Source organism: Rhodococcus sp. C-2 (assembly GCF_027854095.1).
GTDB classification, from domain to species: Bacteria; Actinomycetota; Actinomycetes; order Mycobacteriales; family Mycobacteriaceae; genus Rhodococcus_F; species Rhodococcus_F qingshengii.
On record NZ_JAQGFI010000001.1, the window covers coordinates 35,957 to 56,989 of the forward strand.

Sequence of the window (21,033 nt, forward strand, 5' to 3'; positions counted from 1 at the left end):
AGCTCCGAAATGTCCTGTTCTTGGATATTGTCTAAACAGGGCTGCGACGGGAGACGACGTGCACACGATCACGGATCTGTCGCTGGTCACGGGCCCGGTTCCGCCCGTGGTGACGGTGCTCGGAATTCTGGCACTTCTGTGGCTGATCTTCTCGAGATCGAGGCGTCACGTCCTGATCTCGATTCCGGTCTGCATCGTCGCGGCAATCGCGATCACTCTCGTGCTGTACTGGCTGATCGAGAAGGTGTGGCACCCGTTCCCCGATCCGATTGCCCGTCCGGTCTACGTGTGGATCGGGTTGGGCATTCTCGGCGTGCTGCTGGGTGTTTCGCGGGTATTTGCGGCGACGCGGATCGACGGTCGCGTGCTCACCGTGGTCTCCGTGCTCCTGGTGGTCGTGTCGAGCGCGGCTCACGTGAATCTGCAGTTCCAGTCGTATCCGACGTTGGGAACAGCGCTGGGACTCTCGGACGCGGAGAAGGTTTCACTCGCAGACCTGGACGACGGCAAGGACGGGGCGGTACCGGTTTCGCAATGGAAGGCTCCCACGGACATGCCGTCGGCGGGCAAGGTCAGCACGGTCACGATTGCGGGGACGGTCTCCGGATTCAGCGCCCGCGACGCCGAGATCTACCTACCGCCCGCGTATTTCACCAACCCACGACCGGAGTTGCCCGTGTTGGTCCTGCTAGCCGGCCAACCAGGCGCGCCCGAGGACTGGCTACAGGGCGGACGTCTCGTCCAGACCATGGACACCTACGCCGCTGCGCATTCGGGCTTGGCTCCCGTTGTCGTCGTTGCTGACGGGACCGGGTCGGAACTGGCGAATCCGCTCTGCGTCGATTCCCAACTCGGGAACGTCGCGACGTACCTTTCGCGCGATGTTCCCGACTGGGTGCGCGGGAACCTCCAGGTGGATCCCGACCCGAGGAAGTGGGCGATCGGGGGACTTTCCTACGGCGGCACCTGCGCGTTCCAGATGGCAACGAACTTCCCCGCGGTCTATCCGACGTTCCTGGATCTGTCCGGTCAGATCGAACCCACACTCGGCGATCGCAAGCAGACGGTCGATGCAGCGTTCGGCGGCAATGAAGCCGCGTTCGTGGCAGTGAATCCGCAGGATCTGCTCCGGGAGAAGAAGTTCCCCGACAGCGCCGGGGTGTTCGTGGTCGGCAAACAGGACAACGACTACCGCCCAGGTCTTCAAACGCTCTACGAAGCCGCAAAAGCCGCAGGGATGGACGTCCAATACGCCGAGGTCGACGGAGGACACAGCTTCCAAGTGTGGTCGGCTGGATTGGCGAGTCAATTAGGTTGGCTGGGAACGCGACTCGGCCTGCCCGGATGAACGATCGTCCGGAAGTTCCGAAGACCCGATGATCAGCGGGTGAATTCTTCCGGTCGCCCCGGCTTCGGAGCCCAATCCCTGCGGATCCGCCACACTCGCGAGCCGAAGGTCGAGTGCGCCGGTCCATTCTCGGTTCAATTGCGCATCGAGTGCGTCGACGCGCTCGAGTAGCGGAGGGTGCTGGTCCGGCGGGCAGGCTTCGAGCAAGGTCGCGAATACCGCGCGTAGACGACGCTGGACCTGCGCGGAATTGGTACTGAAGTGCCGGATCTCGTCGGTGGCGACGGACACGTAATCGGTCCAGGTGCGTTGCTGCCCTCGGATCAGCGTGAGATCCGAGGTTGACGTGTCGAAGCGGACCCGCGGGGCGAGAAGTACCAGAAGATCTTCGATGTGGTCGAGAGCCTGCACGGCTCGGCCCGGGTCGTTGATGGCGGGTGACAGCGCCTTGAGCGCGATGTCCACGATCGACTGAAGCGCTGCACCGGGGCTGACGACCGGGCTGTGCGTGTCACCGAAGATCAAGCACGACATCAAGGTGTCCGGGCGTACCTTCAGCGAGGGTCCGCGTACCTCGAAGAGGGGCGCGTTCTGGGCGACGAACTCGCCGATGCTGGGGACGACTTCGACCGAGACGTCCCAGCGGCCGGCCAACCGCTGCAGTCGTGCGAGATCGATCGCCAGCAGAATCCGGCCGTCGGGTGAGAGGTGGCGCAGGCGAATCACCAGTGCGTCGGCGCTCTCGGAGTTCTCGGACTCGCGCGGTTGGGGTAGGGGGAGCGGCTGACTGGGTTTCGGTGCGCCAGAGGGCAGGTCCTCGTACAGCGGATAGGCACGAATCGTCGCGCTCCGGCCCTGGGCCGCTATCCAACGCAGCAACCGACTGGAATTGAGAATCGACCCGACCTTCGCCACCAACGCGATGAACAGGATCGCACTGGCCAATGCCAGAAGCAGTGCGATCGCCGTGGAGATGGTCGGTGAGGAATTCTCCGAATCGAGCGCCAGATCGAGCGCAATGATCAAGGAGAAGACGAACGTGGCCAGAAACATGCCGATCGACCACCGCATCACCCGCTGCTGCGCAAGCATCGGGACCACCCGCACCGAAATCTGCGATGCGCCGAACTGCATTGCGAGGGTGATGGCGGTGAACACCAGACCGGTGAGAGTGATCATCCCGCCGGCGATGACGCTGAGCAGCGTCGCGGTGGCCCCGGCGTCCACGCCCTCGGAAATGGTACCGACGTCGCCGTCGCTGACGAGATCTCCGTCGATCCCGACGAGGATGTTCGCGGTGACGACGGACAGGACGACGAGGATCACGGGGAGACGCCAGACGGGGACTGTTCGTAGTCGTCGGCGAGTTCGACGCCAGCGAATTCTGTCCGAGAGCCGCCGCGACAATCCGACCTTCGACGTGGGGGTTGTGGTGTCGACGACGGGGAGCGGTGGTGGGGGCGGGGGAGCGGAACCGAAACTTCCCGACACCGTTTCCTGCACGTAGATCTTCGCGTGGATCATCGGCTCGCGATAACGCTGTTCACGGGCCACTGCCCGGCTCATCTTCGCCGGCTTGTCGCGGTAACGCGAGCGCGCCCACGGCGCACCCGGGCGACTCAACCGAATTGCTCCGATCAACAGAAGTGGGGTGAAGAACAGCCCGATCAAGCCGGTCCAGAGTTTGCCCTTCATCAACGTGATCACGGCGAGTCCGAGTTGGATCACGATCGCGACGACAACGCCGATCAACGTCGCCAGGCTACGGTCCTCCTCGTACGGGTCGAACTCTCCCGCGAACCCGATCGGGTGGACCCCGAGAAGGAAAAGGAACGAGATCGCGATGGCAACGAACACTGCGTCGATGGACGAGCGACCTTCCTCGGCCCAGTAGACATCGCGCAGATGCAACACGAGTGCGTACTCGTCGAGGACCAACGCGCTGCCGATACCGAACACCGACGCGAGAACACAATTGGCGATCGGGGTGTGATAGTCGGCCAGAGCGATGAAGGCGAAGCCGGACACGAGCATCATCATCAAACCGAAAACCATGTGGTGGATGTGCATTCCACCGGGCGTGACATTGCCTGGCCACCACGAGACCTCGGCCCGGATCATCCGGACGCTGAAGCGGATGAACAGGAACGTCAGGACAAAGGCGAGTAGGAGGAAGAACAGCGGGAGCCTGCCGGTGTCGACGACCGTGTGCTCGAACCAGGACCGCACGGCGTCAACTCTTGCTGGTGGCGAGCTTGATCAGCTGAGGAGCCGTTGCGTCGGGCAGGTATGCACGCGTCAGTGCGATTCCGATCCGAGGCAGGTCGGCCTCGTCGCGGAAACACAGGAAAACGGGTTCGTACCTCGGCTTGAACTTCTTCTTGAACGCGTGAAGAGACCGGAAGCCGTACAGCGGTTCCATCGCGGCTCCGAGCATGTCCAGCAGGCGGTCCATCGATGCGGCGTCGGCGCCGTCGTCGCTGCGTGCGAGCGGTGCTCCGGACAGTGAGACGAATTGGGCACCTTGTTCTTTGAACTCGAGGGCCGACGATGCGATGAGGAACTCGACCACCGGACGGAACCCGTCGGGACGTCGACGCATGACATCGAGTGTCCAACCCTGAACCACGCCGCCTTCGCCGTACACCGGCAACCACGAGGTGACGCCGTGAATGCTTCCGGTCGGGTCGACGGCCAAGCCGACCCGGACGTCGCGGTCGAGCGCCTCCTCGACGCTTCCGAGGGTGAACCCCATCTCGGGTAGCCCCTTGTCGCCCACCCATTCCTCGGAGATGGCGCGCACCTGAGCCAATACGGAGAACGGCTCGTCGGCCAATGTTGTCATCCGGAAGGTGATGTCGTCCTTCTTGGCCTTGTTGAGCGCCGAGCGGATGTCCTGCCAGGATTTACCGGTGAACTGCAGTTCTGGTAGGTCGACGATCGTGTCTTCGGCGACCTGAACGGTGCGCCAGCCACGCCGGGTGGCGGCGTCGGCTGTCTCCTTCCCCACGGAGAACAAGCAGGGAGTGAGGCCGTTGGCTTCGGACATCGTCGTGAATTCGTCCACCGCTGCGGCGAGTCGGTCGGGGTTCGCTATCGGATCGGCCAGGACCACGACGACACCGACATGCCGTTGGAATGCAACGACGCTCTCACCCGACTCGCCGAAGTAGTAACTGTTGCCGTCCCACGTCGTCATCCACGACATGGTTCCGCCGCCGTGTCGTTTGAGCAGTTCCCGAGCGGCGGCGCGCGGATCGTTCCCGGACAACGGCCCGCCTCGAATCTTGCGCCGCATCGGTACGTGGAAAGCGTGGCGGCCCTTGATCAACAAGATGAGTTCGAGAAGCCAGAGCAGCGCGGTACCGACCGTGACGGCGCCGGCGCTCTCGTAGTCGAAGAAGATGACCGAGACGAGGACGAGGGCGGTGGCCAAGACCGTCAGTGAACCGAACACCACGGCAACCCACCAGGCCCAGCGGCGACCTCGTCGCAACTGGTCCGCGATGAGGGCAACGATGACCACGTCGATCAATGCCGTCCAGCCCGAACCGGTTTCGGCTTCCGTCGGCCCGAACGGTCCGCTTCCGGGGAACAGCCAGACGGCGATCTCGACCACGCCGATCAGGAGCAGGCCGATGAATCCGAGCAGGCGGATCTCGCGTCGCGTTCGGGGGATGAACCCGCGCTCTCCGTCGCCGAAGAACTTCTCGCCCACCGGCAGGAATATCGCGACCGCGATGAGGTGCTGCACGTCGGCGAGGCGGCCTTCGAAGAGGAACGCGATCGCAATGTACGCACACAGAATGGCGCGCACTCGCATTCGCCAGGGCGAGCGGAGTGTTGCTGTGGTCGCGGCGAGTGCGGCGATGATTGCGGTAGTCACGCCGACGTCGCGGTGGGTGGCGAGGTTGCGAGCCCAATCCCAGTCGGTGTGGCTGCCCGCCCAGAGGAGGAGCGATGCACCGAGTTCGCCCGCCAACTGACCGCTGATCGTGACGATGGCCGCGTTCTTGGTTCCCAGGCGCCATTCGCACCAGCCGACCGCGAAGGCAAAAACGACGATGATCGAAACATACTGACCCGGCGTCAATCCGAAGAACCACCCCGTGACGAGAGTCCACCACTTGCCTTCCTGCAAGGCAGGAACTCCGTAGGCGATGTCGTTGAACCACGAGTAGGTACGGACGTGATTCCACAGGGCGCCGGTCGCGATCCCGACGACGGTGATGGTGAGCACTACGCTCGCGGTGAACGGCACACGCCGCAGGACGCTCAGCGTGTCGGAGGCGAAGCGAGAGGCCCGATTCGACGCGCCCGGCGCGCTCTGGTCGGTCTGCGGGGTGGGGGTCTGGGACTGCTCAGCCATCGAGGTTCTCTTCTCGCCATGCCGCACGGTGGATTCTGCCTGTTCAGCATGACAGGAATACAGACCGATAATCAGGCGAAGCGGCCAAAATGGACCAGACTGGCTGAGGGTCTCAGTCTCGTGGCGCTACTGTCGAGCCATGGTGAACGGAGATTTACTGAATCGGGACCACGTGGTCGCCTCACTTGCCGCTTTCGAACCTCGGTCGGTCGAATTGGACGGAAGGCGCTCGGCGTCGGTGGTCATCGTCGTCATGCGGACTGCGGACGGAACACCAGTGTTCCCGGTGACGAAGCGGCCGAGCAAGATGCGCGCCCACCCCGGTCAATTCGCGTTGCCGGGCGGAAGCGTCGACCCGGGCGAGTCGTCCGAACAGGCAGCGGTTCGGGAACTTTCCGAGGAGCTGGGTGTCGACGTTCCCGAGTCGAAGATCATCGGCCGGCTCGACGACTACGTCACTCGTTCGGGATTCGTGATCCGGCCGTTCGTCATGTGGTCGGGCGAGGACATCGGGGGACTGGTACCCAATCCCGACGAGGTGGCCCAGGTGTATGCCGTCACGTCGGAGGAGCTCGACGTGGACTCGCGCTTCGTCACCATCGAGGAGTCACCGAACCCGGTGATCCAATGGCCGTTCCGAACGAGCCTGATCCATGCGCCGACCGGAGCCGTCATCTATCAGTTCCGCGAAGTGCTGAACGGACGGCACACGCGCATCGACAAGCTCGAGCAGCCGGTGTTCGCCTGGAGATAGGGGCAGCTCGACACGCTCGGGACAGTTCAGGCTACGGCGCCTCGGCGAATAGTCCGTCGTGCTGTGGAAAGCTGGCCGCACGGCAATCGAACGACGCGAGGTGTGTGCAGTGAACTCTGGCGAACAAGAACCGATCCCCACGGATCGGATTCTCACTGTTCCCAACGTGCTCAGTATCGTGCGTCTACTCGCTCTGCCGCTGTTCGCCTACCTGCTGCTCGTCACGCACTCGGACGGCTGGGCATTGGCGCTGCTGATGCTCAGCGGGTTCACCGACTGGCTCGACGGCAAGCTGGCCAGAGTGCTCGGACAGACCTCGCGTCTGGGAGCGCTTCTCGACCCGCTGGTCGATCGTCTGTACGTCGTGACGACACTGGTCACCTTCGTCGCCCGCGATTTCATTCCCTGGTGGGTCGCAGCGATACTCATCGGCCGTGATCTTCTGCTTGCGTTGACGCTGCCGATCTACCGCAGGCGTGGCCTGCCACCGCCCGAGGTGGTTTATCTCGGCAAGGCTGCGACCTTCCTACTGATGTTCGCGCTGCCGTTGATTCTTGCCGGGCACGGAGACTGGGCCATCGGACCGTTCACCCATGCCTTCGGTTTCGCTTTCCTGATCTGGGGAACCGTCCTGTACGTGTGGACTGCCGCGATCTACGTGCTCAAGGCCGTTGACGTTGCGCGAACCCACGAGGTCGTGCCCCGATGAAGTCGACCGGGGAGGACGTCCGTCGTAACCCGGTACCGTCGCTGCTTCGGTCACTCATGACCGAACATCTCGACCCGGGCTACGAGGCAACTGCATTCGAACGCCAGCACGAGCACACCAAGAACAGATCCTCGAAGACGGGGCCGTGGCTGGCCCTCGGCGCACTGTTGATCGGGTTCATCGTCACGGTCTCGGCTGTTCAGGCGACGAAGCAGGTGACCGGCACCGAAGAGGTTCGAAGCGAGTTGGTGGCGAAGGTCCGTGATGCGGAGGATCGAATCGATTCACTGGCCGCGTCCCGCGATTCACTCGGCGGCGCCGTCGACGCCGCGCGCGGCGTGGCGCTCGAAGGCGATGCACGCGGCAGCGCCGTCCTCGACCAACTGCGAGCGGTCGAATCCGGCGCAGGAGCCGAAGCTGTTCACGGAGAGGGACTGGTGGTGACGTTGACCGACCCGGCCGGACGCCCGAACCTCTCGGATGCGTCGCAACGGAGTGTCGGCGGTAAGACAGTTGTCCTCGATCGCGATCTGCAGACCGTCGTAAACGCCCTGTGGGCTGGGGGAGCGGAGGCGATCGCCGTCGGCGGCGTGCGAATCGGGCCGACGGTGACCATTCGTCAGGCGGGCGGCGCGATGCTCGTCGACAACCAACCTGTTTTCTCCCCGTACCTCGTCGAGGCGATCGGAGACACGCGAGCACTGCAGCGGAAATTCGTCGTCAGCGACGCCTACGTGAGAATGTCTAGCGTCTCGCAACTGTACGGAGTCGGTTTCGCGGTGGCCGAAGACGATTCGTTGACTCTGCCGCCTGCGGCGCCTCGCGCCGTCCGAGTGGCAACAGAACCCACAGAACCCAAGTGACAGAAGGAGTTCGATGAAGGCCGGTTCCGCCCTGTACGGACTCGCAGCACTGGTCGTCGGCATCGTCCTGGGCGTAGTTTTCAGCCCGCAGGTGCCCGACGTGATCCAGCCCTATCTTCCGATCGCTGTCGTTGCGGCGCTCGACGCCGTCTTCGGTGGACTACGCGCGTATCTGGACGAAATCTTCGACGCGAAGGTGTTCGTGGTTTCCTTCGTCTTCAACGTGCTCGTCGCGTCGTTGATCGTCTGGCTCGGTGATCAGTTGGGTGTGGGTACTCAACTCTCGACGGCGATCGTCGTCGTGTTGGGTATCCGGATCTTCGGCAACGCAGCGGCATTGCGACGCCGACTGTTCGGAGCGTGAGTCATGGCGGAACATTCCACGACCGAACCGGAAGAAGAACCTCCCGTCACCACTGCGGGTGAAGGTCGTCACGAGTTGCGTTCACCGTCCAAACACCGCACCAACGTCGTCTTCGCAATCCTCGCTGCTGTGCTGTTGGGCGTGCTCGGCGTTGCGATTGCCACACAGGTACGCAGCACAGTGGCCGGAGATTCACTCGACGCAGCGCGCCCTGCCGACCTCCTGGTGGTTCTCGACAATTTGAATCGGCGCGAAGCCGCGCTGAGGCAGGAAGTCGCGAATCTTCAGGAATCGCTTGCCACTTTGGAAGCCGGTGGCAACACGGGAGCAGCGCTGGACGAGGCGCGGGCGCGGCTGACCTCACTCTCCATTCAAGTGGGGACCGCTCCGGCCACTGGACCGGGTGTGACGATGACCCTGACAGATCCGGCGGGCGGGGTCGGATCGGAAGTGATTCTCGATCTCATCCAGGAACTGCGTGCTGCCGGTGCCGAAGCCATCTCGATCGCAGGTGCGAACGGCGAACCCATTCGTATCGGCGTGAACTCGTGGGTGAGTGGGCGCGGCGGCGAGATCGAATTGGACGGAACCCGGATCGAGCAGCCGTACACTGTGACCGCGATCGGAGATCCGCCGACATTGGCGGCAGCGTTGAACATTCCCGGAGGCGTCTTCGACAATGTCGCACGCAATGGCGGAACGTCGTCCGTCGAGCAATCGCAGCAGGTCACGATCTCCGTCTTGCGACAATTGAATCCGCGCCAATACGCTCAACCCGGAAATTGATCTTTTTGCGTCCGACTTTCGGACGGCCTGTGAAAGGAAGCCACTGTGAGTGAGCTCGATACACCTACCGATCTGCGCTACACCGCGGAGCACGAGTGGGTGAAGCGAACCGGCCCGACCTCAGTTCGAGTCGGTATCACCGACTTTGCTCAGTCGCAGCTCGGTGACGTCGTGTTCGTCCAGCTTCCCGCTGTCGACGAAGACGTGACCGCCGGTGAATCGCTCGGTGAGGTCGAGTCGACCAAGAGCGTCTCCGACATCTTTGCTCCGTTCACTGCGAAAGTTCTTGCAGCGAACGGTGAATTGGACGGACAGCCCGACCTCGTCAACACCGACCCGTACGACACGGGTTGGTTGGTCGAACTCGAGGTTGCCGACGAGGCCACACTCGACGCCGCACTCGCGGCAACTCTGGACGCGGAGGCATACAAGGGACTCACGTCCGAGTAGAAAACCTGCGCGTGGACCGGCCAACTCGTGTTGTGTCGCGGCCTGTCTCGCTGCACACGGCGGTCTGCGCAGGGTACGGTCGTTAGGTACGCATGTGCCGAGTCGGGGCGCAGGGCCGTATCGAACGTGACTGTGAAAGATGCTCGTGAAGAAAGTGCACTGCGTAGTCCAGTGATTCATGATCTGGATGATTGACCCAGGAGGAGAAACAGTGAGCGAGAACGGTAACGACGCGGGCTATGGGGAGTCGCCGGCGGAGACCACTTCGGTTTTCCGCGCGGACTTCCTCAATGAGCTCGACAACACCTCCTCTGCAGCACCGGCCGCCGAGCAGCCGGTTTCGGGCGTGGAAGGCCTTCCCGCCGGAGCCGCACTTCTGGTGGTCAAGCGGGGACCGAATGCAGGATCCCGCTTCTTGCTCGATCAGCCGACGACGTCGGCAGGTCGGCACCCGGACAGCGACATCTTCCTGGACGACGTGACCGTCAGCCGTCGTCACGCCGAGTTCCGTCAGGAAGATGCAGATTTCCACGTCGTCGACGTCGGAAGCCTCAACGGCACCTACGTCAACCGTGAGCCTGTCGATTCGGCAGTTCTCGCGAATGGTGACGAGGTTCAGATCGGCAAGTTCCGTCTGGTGTTCCTCACCGGCCCTCGTGCCGGCGGTTCGCAGGTCGGCGAGTCGTCAGCAGGTGCGGGTAGCTAATGACGGCAGTGCGGCAGCAGAGCCAGCCCGGAATGTCGATTGGTTCCGTGCTGGATCGGTTGCGTCCAGATTTTCCCGACGTGACGATTTCGAAGATCCGTTTCCTCGAGTCCGAGGGCTTGATCAGCCCGCAACGGACACCGTCGGGATACCGCAGATTCTCTGTCGAGGACTGCGAGCGTCTTCGCTTCGTGCTGACCGCTCAACGCGATCAGTACCTGCCGCTCAAAGTGATCAAAGAACAACTCGAAGCGATCGACAGTGGCGCAGCGACGGTGAGTGCAGAAGTTCCTGCGCCTCGTCGTGCTCGCGTCCTGTCGATCGCTACGGGCGATGTCTCACCCGAGGCGTTCCGGGTCGATCGCGAAGTTCGAGTCGGTCGTCAGGATCTTCTCGCGCGCGCTGACATCGACGATCGGTTTCTGACCGATCTGATCCGCACCGGTTTGGTCGTTCCCGGCGCGGCGGGCTTCTTCGACGAGGATGCCGTGACGTTGGCGCGCACCGCTAAGGCGATGTCCGAGTACGGCTTGGAGGTTCGCCATCTGCGGGCGTTCAAGTTGGCTGCTGATCGCGAAGCGGGGCTGGTGACTCAGATCGCCGGACCGGTTGCCAAGGGTCGTGACGCCGGAGCACGTGATCGTGCCGAGGAAATGGTGCGGGAGCTGGCCGCTCTGTCACTGACTTTGCACACGTGTCTGGTCAAATCGGCAGTTCGGGGAAGTCTCGATCGCTGAGTTCCTCGATCAGCGGGGCACACTCGAATAGAATTTCAGTACGACCGCATCGGAGTCGGTCGGCTGGATCACGTCAGGTTGGAGGCAAGCTCGATGGGCGAAATGCGTGTGATCGGAGTTCGTGTCGAGCAGCCTCAGAATCAGCCGGTCCTGTTGCTGCGAGAGTCCGACGGCGATCGGTACCTGCCGATCTGGATCGGGCAAACCGAAGCTACCGCGATTGTTCTCGAACAACAGGGAGTCGAGCCGGCGCGGCCGCTGACTCACGACCTGATCAAGATCTTGATCGAATCTTTCGGTCGGAGCCTCAAGGAAGTTCGGATCGTGGACCTGCAAGAGGGCACTTTTTACGCGGATCTCGTCTTCGACGAGCAGACCACTGTCTCGGCACGTCCGTCGGACTCGATTGCATTGGCCCTGCGCATCGGCGTTCCGATCTTCGCGTCGGAGGCTGTTCTCGCCGAGGCCGGTCTGGTCATTCCCGACGAGCGCGAAGACGAGGTCGAGAAGTTCAAGGAATTCCTCGACACCATCTCGCCGGACGATTTCAAAGCCACTGATGGTTAGCCTGAATTGACTGGTTGCGGACTTTAGTCTTCAACTCTCAAGTAGAGGTTGAGTCTCGGTCGGCGTGTTGCGTTGACCATGCACCCTCCTGGACTTACCGTTGCGTGCGGTGGAGATCTTCTCGCCTTGTCGATCGAGGCGTACTCTGGGTAAGTCCACTCATGGAATTACCTGCCTTGGATTCACATCTGAAAGTTCGGTCGGCACGGGATTCTCGTGACTGCTGATAGCACAGGTTGGTTACATGATGGCGAAGCGAGAGGGAGACGGCAGTGGAAGAACAGTCGAATGAGCGCGGGACGGGCATAGCCGGTAGTGCCGCGACTGCAGAAATGTCTTCCGAAGAGCTGCAGCCGGGCTTGTTCCCGGACGATTCCATCCCCGACGACCTCGTCGGATATCGAGTACCCAGTGCGTGCCAGATCGCCGGGATCACGTACCGCCAACTCGACTACTGGGCACGGACGTCGTTGGTTGTTCCGTCGATCCGTGGCGCTGCCGGATCCGGAAGCCAACGTCTGTACTCCTTCAAGGACATTCTCGTTCTGAAGATCGTGAAGCGTCTGCTCGATACCGGCATCTCACTGCAGAACATCCGCGTTGCCGTCGATCACCTCCGTAAGCGTGGCGTCCGCGATCTTGCCAACATCACTCTGTTCTCCGACGGCACCACCGTGTACGAATGCACGTCCCCCGAAGAGGTCGTCGACCTCCTCCAGGGTGGGCAGGGCGTATTCGGCATCGCAGTCAGTGGCGCGATGCGTGAACTCACCGGAACGATCGCCGACTTCCCCGCCGAGCGGGCCGACGGCGGCGAAAGTGATCCCAACCCGGAAGACGAGTTGGCTTCGCGACGCAAGAATCGCGCCAGCCGCAAAACCGGATAACGTACGTCACATCTCTTTGGAGGATGCCACGGTGCAGGTAGGCGTTTCGGTCAACTAGACTGGGCCTGCGTCGCCGGCGTACGGGAGAGCCTCGGATACCGATTCACCGAACTTGTCTTTGTTTCAGTCTTTGTCTCAAAGGTCAGTCGTGAGCGGGATCAGGGCGCCGAAGGAGCAATACCTCCCCGTCAATCTCTCAGGCACCAAGGACCGTACGGGCTCCGACGCCTCTGGAAAGCGGTGGGACAACCCACCCGCCGACGGGGAAAGGCTGTGGCTTCCGCCTTCGGCGGATCACTACCGAATCTCTCAGGCGCTCGGGAATCGAGCATGCGACAGAGGGGGAGGAACACACCGCAGTTCGGTGTGTGTCCTGATCCTCCGATCTGTCTGGGAGTTGTCGTGATCGACGCTGCAAGCCGTATATTTGCCGACCGCCATGTCGGTCCGAACGCCGCGGAACTCGCGCGCATCCTCGAACTCGTCGGGGTCGATTCACTCGACGAACTGGCAACCAAGGCCGTTCCCTCCGTCATCCTCGACGCTGCCCCGAACGGCATCGCTGCCGGACTCGACGCTCTGCCGCTTCCGGTCGGAGAGCACGAGGCACTTGCCGAACTGACTGCACTCGCAGCCCAGAACACCGTCGCGACGTCGATGATCGGCCTCGGCTACTTCGACACGTTGACGCCGCCGGTGTTGTTGCGCAACATCATCGAGAACCCGGCCTGGTACACCGCGTACACCCCGTATCAGCCGGAGATCAGCCAGGGCCGTCTCGAAGCCCTCCTCAACTTCCAGACCATGGTCGCCGATCTCTCCGGCATGGAACTGGCAAACTCATCGATGCTCGACGAGGCCACCGCCGCTGCCGAAGCCATGACGCTCCTGCGCCGCGCGAACCGCAGCAAGTCCCCACGATTTGTCGTCGACGCCGATCTCTACCCGCAGACCCTCGCCGTCATCGAGACTCGCGCCGAGCCGCTCGGCATCGAGATCGTCTCTGCGGACCTCACCGCTGGTCTTCCGGAAGGTGACTTCTTCGGCGTCATCGCCCAGATCCCAGGTGCCTCGGGACGAGTCGTCGATTACACCTCGATCATCGCGGAAGCTCACGAGCGCGGCGCACTGGTTGCCGTCGGCGCAGACCTCCTCGCGATGACGCTCATCACCTCACCCGGTGAGCTCGGCGCGGATGCGTGCTTCGGAACCACCCAGCGTTTCGGTGTTCCCATGGGATACGGCGGACCGCACGCCGGTTACCTGGCCGTGCACTCCAAGCATGCGCGTCAGCTGCCCGGCCGCTTGGTCGGCGTCTCCATCGACGCAGACGGAGACAAGGCGTACCGCCTGGCGCTGCAGACACGTGAGCAGCACATTCGCCGCGAGAAGGCGACGTCCAACATCTGTACCGCTCAGGTGCTCCTCGCCATCCTCGCTGCGATGTACGCGAGCTACCACGGCGCCGAGGGACTCAAGGCGATTGCGTTGCGAGTCGCTGCCCGCGCACACGCGTTGGCAAACGGCCTGCGCGAAGGCGGCGTGACCGTCGTCCACGATTCGTTCTTCGACACCGTGCTCGCTCAGGTTCCGGGCAAGGCGGCCGACGTCGTCGCTGCGGCCAAGGAATCCGGGATCAACCTGCGTCTGGTCGATGCCGATCATGTCGGTATCTCCTGCGACGAGGCCACGACCGCCGACCACGTCCTTGCCGTGCTCGACGCGTTCGGGATCGAGGATGCTGTTGTCGCCATCGAAGCCGAGGGCAATTCGGTTCCGGCTGCTCAGGAGCGCACCTCCGACTACCTGCAGCACGAAGCCTTCACCCGTTACCGTACGGAAACGGCAATGCTTCGCTACCTGCGCGCGCTGTCCGACAAGGACATCGCCCTCGATCGCAGCATGATCCCGCTGGGTTCGTGCACCATGAAGCTCAATGCGACCGCCGAGATGGAATCCATCACCTGGCCCGCGTTCAACGCGATCCATCCGTTCGCGCCGACATCGGATGCGCCCGGTCTGCTGAAGATCATCAAGGATCTCGAAGACTGGCTGGTCGCGGTCACCGGCTACGACAACGTCAGCCTGCAACCCAACGCCGGCAGCCAGGGGGAATACGCGGGCCTGCTCGCGATCCGCAACTACCACCTCAGCCGGGGCGACGACCACCGCGACACCTGCCTCATTCCGTCGAGTGCTCACGGCACCAACGCGGCTTCTGCCGTCATGGCCGGGATGCGCGTCGAGGTTGTCGCCTGCCGTCCCAACGGTGACGTCGACGTCGACGATCTGCGCGCGAAGATCGCCGATCACGCCGAGCGTCTCGCCGCGATCATGATCACCTACCCTTCAACGCACGGTGTCTACGAGCACGAGATCGCCGACATCTGCGCAGCGGTACACGACGCCGGTGGCCAGGTGTACGTCGACGGCGCCAACCTCAATGCGCTTGTCGGCCTTGCCCGTCCGGGCCGATTCGGCGGCGACGTCAGCCACCTGAATCTGCACAAGACCTTCTGCATCCCGCACGGCGGCGGCGGACCCGGCGTCGGCCCGATCGGTGTGCGCTCACACTTGACGCCGTTTTTGCCCGGACACCCGATGGCCCCCGAACTCGGTGGTGGAGGAACGATCTCGGCAGCGCCGTACGGCAGTGCGTCCATTCTGCCCATCACCTGGACCTACATCCGGATGATGGGTGCTGCGGGCCTGCGCCGCGCCAGCCTGACCGCCATCGCGTCGGCCAACTACATCGCGCGTCGACTCGACGAGTACTTCCCGGTTCTCTACACCGGCGAGAACGGCATGGTCGCGCACGAGTGCATCCTCGACCTCCGTGGGTTGACCAAGGACACCGGCGTCACCGTCGACGACGTCGCAAAGCGTCTGGCCGACTACGGTTTCCATGCACCGACCATGAGCTTCCCCGTGGTCGGCACACTGATGGTCGAGCCCACCGAGAGCGAGAACCTCGAAGAGATCGACGAGTTCTGCGAGGCGATGATCGCCATTCGCGGCGAAATCGATCGCGTCGGCGCCGGCGAGTGGACGGTCGAGGACAACCCGCTACGCGGTGCTCCCCACACTGCCGGAAGCATTGCAGCGCAGTGGGATCACCCGTACTCGCGTGAGATCGCCGTCTTCCCGCGTGGCAAGGCCCGCCCGAAGGTGTGGCCGTCCGTGCGTCGTATCGACGGTGCACATGGCGACCGCAACCTGGTCTGCTCCTGCCCGCCGATCGAAGCGTTCGCAGGCAACTAAGGCGTGTGCCCGCCGGAGATCATCACCTCTCGTGTACGAGTTCGAGAACAGTGATCTCCGGCGGGGCGCCGACGCGTACCGGCGGACCCCAAGCCCCGGCGCCACGCGTCGTGTACAGCACTGTGTTTCCGACCCTGTCCAAGCCTTGCACCGAAGGCTGCTGCAGCGGAACGAGATACCGCAGCGGCCACATCTGACCGCCGTGAGTGTGCCCGGACAGTTGCAGATCGATACCCATCTCGGATGCCTCGATCGCTTGACGCGGTTCGTGCGCGAGAAGCAAGGCGAAAGTATTCGGATCGCGACCTGCGAGCGCGGCAGTCAGGTTCGGCTCGTACGGGGCCGGCGACGTGTAGTCGTGGATGCCCACGATGTCGATGGTATCGCCGCCATGCTGGATCGAGGTGCGGCTGTTGCGAAGTGTGGTGATCCCCAATGTCTCCCACACGTCGAGCCATTTGCCGCCGTCGTCGGCGTAGAACTCGTGGTTTCCGCTGACTCCGAAGATTCCGTCGGGCGCCCGAAGATCGGCGAGCGGAGCAAGATCGGGAGCAACTTTCGCGACGGTTCCGTCCACGAGGTCGCCGCCGATCGCGATCAGATCGACATTCTGCGAGTTCACGATATCGACCACCTTGCGGGTGAAGTCGACCCCGCGGGCCGGTCCCACGTGCAGGTCGGTGATCAAGGCGATCCGGTATCCGTTGAAGCCCTCAGGTAGGCGAGCGAGCGGCACGCGGACGCGGGAAATCTTGGGGCCCGACGCCTCGTAGACGCCGTAGCCGGCGGTGCCGATCGCCGCGAGAGTGACTGCTGCCGTAGCCAACTGCAACGTACGACGCTTGGCTGGGTCGACTTCGGTCGTGGTATCCGTGTGGCGTGCACGTAGTCGACCGATCCCGGCGAACAGGCCGATCACGAGCAGTCCGGGAATCAGATACAGCCACGAAGCCAGCCAGACCCATCCGACAAATCCGATCGGTCGCGCCCAGGACGTCGAGAAGACTTCGCCGCTGCCGACCCCGATGAGCGTCGAGACCGCCAAGACGACAAGCGCAGTGTCGGCGAGACGAGCCCATCGCCTCGGGATGCCGGTGGCGCGAACGAGTCGGCGATGCAGGAACCAGGTCAGAAGGGCGAGAAGGACTGCAAAAACCGCGACGCGCCCCATCAGGACAGCATCTTGGTCACTGCGGCCGCGAGAGCGGGGTCGGACGTCGAATCGACCCGAACCAATGTTCCGCCCGTCCGATCCGAGACGTCTTGGAGTGTGGAGACGTCGTCGCCCGCACCGACGACGATCACGTCGACCTGTACCGGACGCGACGGATTGCCCGTAGCGGCGATCGCGCTGAGCAGTTCGGCTCGCGTCGTGGCGGATTCGTCAGGCGTACTCGAGGTGATCAGCAGCACCGAGTTGACTCGCCCCGCGTCGAAACCGTCCACGGCGGCTTTGTAGGAGCTGGCAAGCGCCGGGTACTTGGAGGTCTTTCCGCCGGCCCGAAGCCCGTTGAGGAAATCGGTGATCGTGGCACGCCGATTCGGCTCGGACAGTGAACCGCCCGGAACCAGGATGCGCTCGGACGGTTTTCCGTCGGTGCCCGTGCTGAACTCGCGAAGGCCGATGTCCGAAGCGTCAGGGCTGCGACCCAATTGGGTATTCACCGCCGAGGCAACGTTCGCCAAGCGGGTAGTGCCACCGTCGTCGGTACCCATCGACGCCGACGTGTCCATCAGGATGGTGGCACTGCGCGGCGAGACCGGGTTGGCGACTATGTCACCGAGCGCCGCTGCGGTCTCCGCCGAAGCCGGTTTCAACGTGGACGAGATCTTGGCCGGGGACACCGCCCCGAGATCGGGAAGGTCTTGGCCCTCGACCCGGAAACCGGCGCCGACGAACAACTGTGACTGATTCGGCTCACGCATGAAATCGGCAAACTGTGCCGCTGCGCGCGACGCGGTTTCGTCGATCCCGCTGCCCGAGACGATGACCGCCGGATAGTCCGCGACTGGCGTTGCGCCGGCGGGGGAGTACGTCGTCATCGCCGCGTTCGCGCTCTGCGCTATCGACTGTTCCGTGGCCGGAACGGCTTTCACCGAATCCGGTGTTCCGGCGCTCAGTGCTCCGAGGGCTTCGGCGGTGGACGAGGGGGGAGTCGGCAAGGATTGGAACTGCAACGCCCGTGCACTGAGCGCAGCGTTGACCTGAGCGGACTTCGCCTGATCCGTCGTGACCGGACCGGCACCCGCATCGGCGACGTCGGCAGCGATCGCCTGTGCAGCCATCGAGGTTTCGGTACTTCCGACCGGCAGGGCGACCGTCAGATCGGAAGGCAAAGACTTCCAACTCGATGCTGCGCCGGCCAATGCTGCCGCGGTCTCGGGACCGGCTGCCAGAACGATCGGGGAACTCGCGAGCGAGCGAGGATCACCGTTGATCACGGCCTTGCCCGACAGTGGCGCGAGTTCGAACGAACTCGTCGGGATCCACAGGGAGGGACGTGGTCCCAATGCTGCGTCGTCCCAGGGGGCCGCCGGACCGGCTTCGAGTGCCGTCGAGACCGACGCGGACGGCGCACCGTGCACCACGACGGCGATGCAGTGATCACGCACCACCGGCGAGGTCTGGGTGTACCGCTTCGCCAGTTCCTCGACCTGTGGGGCTATGGACGGATCCGCGGTGACGTCGAGTGTCTTGTTGCCCTCGACGCACGTACCGGCTGCCTGCTGTCCCTGATCGTCGATCCGGTTGCTGAGGGCCTTCCATCCGAAGAAGCCTGCCACGATCAAGACGATCAGCACGACGACGAGAATCGGCCCCTTACTGATACCTCTGGCGCCTGACCCGCCGCGATGTTCGCCCACGTACCTTGCCCTACCTTGGTCACTCGAAGAATGTCTGTTGAACGGACTGTGTCCTCGGCCAGTCTAGTGACGAAACTTCGGGGCCTACGCGAACAGCCTCGACACCGGGAGCGGTGCCGAGGCTGTTCGGGTTCAGCTTCGAGTTCGAAGAAGGTGAAATCAGGCGTTGGCGGCCTTGTACTCGCGGCGGCGGCGATGCAGGATCGGCTCCGTGTATCCGCTGGGCTGCTTCGCGCCTTCGAGGATGAGTTCCTTGGCAGCCTGGAACGCGATGTTGGAATCGAAATCAGGTGCCATGTTGCGGTACTCGGCGTCGCCCTCGTTCTGACGGTCGACAACCGGGGCCATGCGCTCGAGTGCACTGACAACGTCGCTCTCGCTGACGATGCCGTGACGCAGCCAGTTGGCGAGCAGCTGGCTCGAGATGCGCAGCGTGGCGCGATCCTCCATGAGCGCGACATCGTGGATGTCGGGAACCTTGGAGCAGCCGACGCCCGCGTCGATCCAACGGACCACGTAGCCGAGGATGGACTGGCAGTTGTTGTCGAGCTCTTCCTTCTTCTCCGCGTCCGTCCAGTCGGTGCTGGGAGCGAGCGGGATGGTCAGGATGTCGTCGACGCTCGCGCGAGGCTTGCCCTTCAGGCTGTCCTGAACTGCGAATACGTCGACGCGGTGGTAGTGCGTCGCGTGCAGCGTTGCGCCGGTCGGCGAAGGTACCCATGCAGTGTTGGCGCCGGCCTTGGGGTGACCGATCTTCTGCTCGAGCATGTCTGCCATCAACTCGGTCATGGCCCACATGCCCTTGCCGATCTGGGCCTTGCCCTGCAGACCGCAGGCCAGACCGGTGTCGACGTTCCAGTCCTCGTAGGCGCCGATCCACTTCTGCTTCTTCATCTCGGCCTTGCGCACCATCGCGCCGGCTTCCATGGAGGTGTGGATCTCGTCGCCGGTGCGGTCGAGGAAGCCGGTGTTGATGAACACGACGCGGTCGCTGGCTTCCTTGATGCAGGCGGCGAGGTTGACCGTCGTACGACGCTCCTCGTCCATGATGCCGACCTTGAGCGTGTTCTCCGGAAGCCCGAGAACCTGCTCGACACGGCCGAACAGTTCGGTGGTGAAGGCAACCTCCTCGGGACCGTGCTGCTTGGGCTTGACGATGTAGATCGAGCCGGTGCGGCTGTTGTCGAGCGGTCCGTTGGCGTCACTGATCGAGAGGCCGTGCACTGCACAGGCACTGGTGATCAAGGCGTCGAGGATGCCCTCGGGGACCTCGTTGCCGTCGGCGTCGAGGATCGCGGGGTTGGTCATGAGGTGACCGACGTTGCGGACGAACAGGAGCGAACGACCGTGCAGGCTGAGTTCGCTGCCGTCGACTGCGGTGTACTTACGGTCGCCGTTGAGCGTGCGGGTGAAGGACTTGGCGCCCTTCTTGATCTCCTCGGACAGGTCACCACGGTTGAGACCCAACCAGTTTCGGTAGCCGACAACCTTGTCGTCGGCGTCGACAGCGGCGACAGAATCCTCGAAGTCCATGATCGTGGTGACGGCGGATTCGAGAACGACGTCCTTGACGCCGGCGGCGTCGGTGCTGCCGATCGGGGACGAGGCGTCGATCTGGATCTCGGCGTGCAATCCGTTGTTCAGCAGCAGGATGCTCGTCGGTGCGTCCTTCTCGCCGAGGTAGCCGACGAACTTCTCCGGCTGGGCGAGCGTGGTGACAGTACCGTCTGCCAACGTGATCTTCAGTTCACTGCCGTCGACAACGTACTTGGTTGAATCTGCATGCGATCCCGACGCGAGAGGTGCTGCCGCATCGAGGAATTCACGCGCCCAGGCGATGACCTTGTCGCCGCGGACCTTGTTGTAGCCGGAACCCTTCTCGGCGCCGTTCTCCTCGGAGATGGCGTTGGTGCCGTACAGCGCGTCGTACAACGAACCCCAGCGGGCGTTGGACGCGTTGAGTGCGAAGCGCGCGTTGAGGATCGGCACGACCAACTGCGGGCCGGCCGTCGAGGTGATCTCGGTGTCGACGTTCGCGGTGGTGACCGAGAACTCGGCAGGCGTCGGCAGGAGGTAGCCGATTTCCTGCAGGAACGCCTTGTACGCGGCGGCGTCGATGGGAGCGCCGGCGTGATCGCGATGCCACTGATCGATCTGAGCCTGCAGATCGTCACGCTTGGCAAGCAAGTCGCGGTTCTTCGGTGCGAGCTCGGTGATGACCTTGTCGGCGCCGGCCCAGAACGTTTCGGCGTCTACACCGGTGCCGGGAAGAGCCTCCTCGACCACGAAGTCGTAGAGAACCTTGGCAACCTGAAGACTGCCGACCTGAACGCGCTCAGTCATGAATAGCCTCACTTTTCCGAAAGC

The 21,033-nt window shown here is 63.3% G+C and carries 17 protein-coding genes and 1 riboswitch; of the genes, 12 read left to right on the plus strand and 5 right to left on the minus strand.

Going from position 1 to position 21,033, the window contains the following annotated elements; all coding sequences use genetic code 11:
* Window positions 1–58: 58 nt before the first annotated feature.
* Window positions 59–1,348, plus strand: a complete 1,290-nt coding sequence (locus PCS43_RS00185; protein WP_042451019.1) for an alpha/beta hydrolase — start codon at window positions 59–61, stop codon at window positions 1,346–1,348.
* On the opposite strand, the gene PCS43_RS00190 is transcribed toward PCS43_RS00185, so the two are convergent.
* Both PCS43_RS00190 and PCS43_RS00195 read right to left on the minus strand, forming a co-directional pair.
* Window positions 1,310–3,577, minus strand: a complete 2,268-nt coding sequence (locus PCS43_RS00190; RefSeq protein ID WP_042451017.1) for a DUF2254 family protein — start codon at window positions 3,575–3,577, stop codon at window positions 1,310–1,312. The genes PCS43_RS00185 and PCS43_RS00190 overlap by 39 nt on opposite strands.
* Window positions 3,578–3,581: 4 nt before the next feature.
* Window positions 3,582–5,717 (minus strand): bifunctional lysylphosphatidylglycerol flippase/synthetase MprF, encoded by a 2,136-nt coding sequence (locus PCS43_RS00195; protein WP_042924704.1) that lies wholly within the window; start codon window positions 5,715–5,717, stop codon window positions 3,582–3,584.
* Window positions 5,718–5,856: 139 nt separating this feature from the next.
* Between PCS43_RS00195 and PCS43_RS00200 the strand changes: the two genes are divergently transcribed.
* The 11 genes from PCS43_RS00200 (at window position 5,857) to gcvP (ending at window position 15,801) form a co-directional block, all read left to right on the plus strand.
* On the plus strand, window positions 5,857–6,471 hold the full coding sequence (locus PCS43_RS00200; protein WP_003946186.1) for an NUDIX hydrolase: 615 nt from the start codon (window positions 5,857–5,859) through the stop codon (window positions 6,469–6,471).
* Between the two features lie 109 nt (window positions 6,472–6,580).
* Window positions 6,581–7,180, plus strand: coding sequence for a CDP-alcohol phosphatidyltransferase family protein (locus tag PCS43_RS00205; RefSeq protein WP_030537518.1), 600 nt, complete (start codon window positions 6,581–6,583; stop codon window positions 7,178–7,180).
* Window positions 7,177–8,043, plus strand: coding sequence for a DUF881 domain-containing protein (locus PCS43_RS00210; protein WP_003946177.1), 867 nt, complete (start codon window positions 7,177–7,179; stop codon window positions 8,041–8,043). Before PCS43_RS00205 ends, PCS43_RS00210 begins: the two co-directional genes overlap by 4 nt.
* A gap of 13 nt (window positions 8,044–8,056) precedes the next feature.
* Window positions 8,057–8,407: a small basic family protein gene (locus PCS43_RS00215; RefSeq protein WP_003946178.1), complete on the plus strand. Its 351-nt coding sequence runs from the start codon at window positions 8,057–8,059 to the stop codon at window positions 8,405–8,407.
* Between the two features lie 3 nt (window positions 8,408–8,410).
* Entirely contained in the window at window positions 8,411–9,193 is a 783-nt protein-coding gene (locus PCS43_RS00220) for a DUF881 domain-containing protein (protein WP_007731994.1), read from the plus strand.
* Window positions 9,194–9,238: 45 nt separating this feature from the next.
* Window positions 9,239–9,643, plus strand: a complete 405-nt coding sequence (gene gcvH / locus PCS43_RS00225; protein WP_003946160.1) for a glycine cleavage system protein GcvH — start codon at window positions 9,239–9,241, stop codon at window positions 9,641–9,643.
* Window positions 9,644–9,854: 211 nt separating this feature from the next.
* The gene (gene garA / locus PCS43_RS00230; protein ID WP_003946166.1) at window positions 9,855–10,349 is read left to right on the plus strand and encodes a glycogen accumulation regulator GarA; all 495 of its coding nucleotides are present in this window, start codon (window positions 9,855–9,857) and stop codon (window positions 10,347–10,349) included.
* The gene (gene ftsR, locus PCS43_RS00235; RefSeq protein ID WP_003946161.1) at window positions 10,349–11,086 is read left to right on the plus strand and encodes a transcriptional regulator FtsR; all 738 of its coding nucleotides are present in this window, start codon (window positions 10,349–10,351) and stop codon (window positions 11,084–11,086) included. Before garA ends, ftsR begins: the two co-directional genes overlap by 1 nt.
* A gap of 93 nt (window positions 11,087–11,179) precedes the next feature.
* Entirely contained in the window at window positions 11,180–11,653 is a 474-nt protein-coding gene (locus PCS43_RS00240) for a bifunctional nuclease family protein (protein WP_003946194.1), read from the plus strand.
* 332 nt (window positions 11,654–11,985) lie between these two features.
* On the plus strand, window positions 11,986–12,540 hold the full coding sequence (locus PCS43_RS00245) for a MerR family transcriptional regulator (protein WP_021344354.1): 555 nt from the start codon (window positions 11,986–11,988) through the stop codon (window positions 12,538–12,540).
* Window positions 12,541–12,760: 220 nt separating this feature from the next.
* Window positions 12,761–12,889, plus strand: a riboswitch (glycine riboswitch).
* 53 nt (window positions 12,890–12,942) lie between these two features.
* A complete protein-coding gene (gcvP, locus tag PCS43_RS00250; RefSeq protein ID WP_042451011.1) occupies window positions 12,943–15,801 on the plus strand; it encodes an aminomethyl-transferring glycine dehydrogenase in 2,859 nt (952 codons plus the stop codon).
* A 22-nt stretch (window positions 15,802–15,823) separates the two neighbouring features.
* Here gcvP and PCS43_RS00255 read toward each other — a convergent pair whose 3' ends face one another.
* The 3 genes from PCS43_RS00255 to PCS43_RS00265 form a co-directional block, all read right to left on the minus strand.
* Window positions 15,824–16,972: a metallophosphoesterase gene (locus PCS43_RS00255; protein WP_042451009.1), complete on the minus strand. Its 1,149-nt coding sequence runs from the start codon at window positions 16,970–16,972 to the stop codon at window positions 15,824–15,826.
* Window positions 16,972–18,666, minus strand: a complete 1,695-nt coding sequence (locus PCS43_RS00260; RefSeq protein WP_030537521.1) for a VWA domain-containing protein — start codon at window positions 18,664–18,666, stop codon at window positions 16,972–16,974. Before PCS43_RS00260 ends, PCS43_RS00255 begins: the two co-directional genes overlap by 1 nt.
* Before the next feature lie 159 nt (window positions 18,667–18,825).
* Window positions 18,826–21,009: a malate synthase G gene (locus PCS43_RS00265; RefSeq protein ID WP_007732004.1), complete on the minus strand. Its 2,184-nt coding sequence runs from the start codon at window positions 21,007–21,009 to the stop codon at window positions 18,826–18,828.
* Between the last annotated feature and the right edge of the window lie 24 nt (window positions 21,010–21,033).